Source organism: Bacteroides sp. AF29-11, from assembly GCF_003602895.1.
Classification (GTDB): Bacteria; Bacteroidota; Bacteroidia; order Bacteroidales; family Bacteroidaceae; genus Bacteroides; species Bacteroides uniformis.
Map to the genome: position 1 here is coordinate 1 of NZ_QTLY01000029.1, position 1,262 is coordinate 1,262.

General features: G+C 46.7%; 1 protein-coding gene. It reads left to right on the forward strand.

Features of this window, described 5'->3' with window-relative positions; translation table 11 throughout:
• The coding region (locus DWZ03_RS19870) for an O-antigen ligase family protein (RefSeq protein WP_120130562.1) at positions 1-1,187 on the forward strand (1,187 nt) is incomplete at its 5' end.
• Between the last annotated feature and the right edge of the window lie 75 nt (positions 1,188-1,262).

Sequence of the window (1,262 nt, forward strand, 5' to 3'; positions counted from 1 at the left end):
TTTGTGTGCTTCCGGCAGGAATGAGCCGTTCGGCATGGTTGGCGGCAGGAGTTTCCTGTCTGTGTGTATATGCTTGGCATATGGATTGGACGGATAAGTTCAGATTATTATGGCAGCAGCAAAGGCAGCGTGTGGTGATGGTAGTGGTCGGTGGATTCTGTGTCTTGCTATTGGCAGGCTATTTACTGTTTGTCTTGAAACCCGATTCTGCACGTGGCCGTCTTTTCATGTGGAAGATAACTTGTCGTGCCATTGCAGAAAAGCCGTTGACCGGATATGGGATTCATAATTTCGCAGCAGCCTACGGAAATGCGCAGGAAACTTATTTTGCAGCAGGTGATTATGAACCGTGGGAGGAACGTGTGGCGGGAAGTCCGGAATATGCATTCAATGAATATCTGCAGGCTGCGGTCGAACTGGGCATTCCTTTGGCTGTATGTCTATTGGTTGTGGTCGTGCTGTGTTTGTATAGGGGAGTCCGTAAAGGACGTTATGGTATCTGTGGGGCTATTCTTTCTTTGATGATATTCTCTTTTTCCTCCTATCCGCTACAACTTCCGGTATTTATCGTTACATTTGGAGGATTGCTTGTGGCGTGCTTGTCCGGTGCCGACCGTTGGCAATGGTTGGGGCTGGCTGTATCAGTAGGCATCATTGGCGGTTTTCGCCTGAAGAATGACTTGCAAGTGGAGCAGGCCTGTCGGGAGTGGATGAATGCGCGGGTGCTGTATAATGCAGGTGCGTATCAATCGGCAGAGAAAGAGTACGGGCGCCTTTATCCTCTGTTGAGAGACCGGGCATCTTTCTTGTTCGAATATGGTCATGGATTGCACAAGCAGCAGCAGTTCAGTAAATCCAACCGTATTTTGAAAGAAGCTTTACTGCGTAGTTGTGACCCCATGATACTGAATGTGATAGGCAAGAACTATCAGCAGATGGGTGATTGCTTGTCAGCGGAAGACTGGTTTATCCGTTCCACCCATCGGTTGCCGGGGCGTATTTATCCCTATTATCTGCTTGCGAAGCTTTATGCGGAACCAAGCTTCAGGCAACCGGACAAGTTTGAAAAAATGAAGTGGATGGTATTGACGAAAGAGCCGAAAGTGCATTCTACGGCAATACGACAGATGAGGGAGGAAATAAAAAAGATTCAGCTTATTTTTGTCCATGTCAAAAAAGATGAATAAAAACGGAAGGTGTTAATAATGAACGAACTAATTGCTAAAGTGCTATGAAAAAAGTGTCCACATGCAAATATCGGT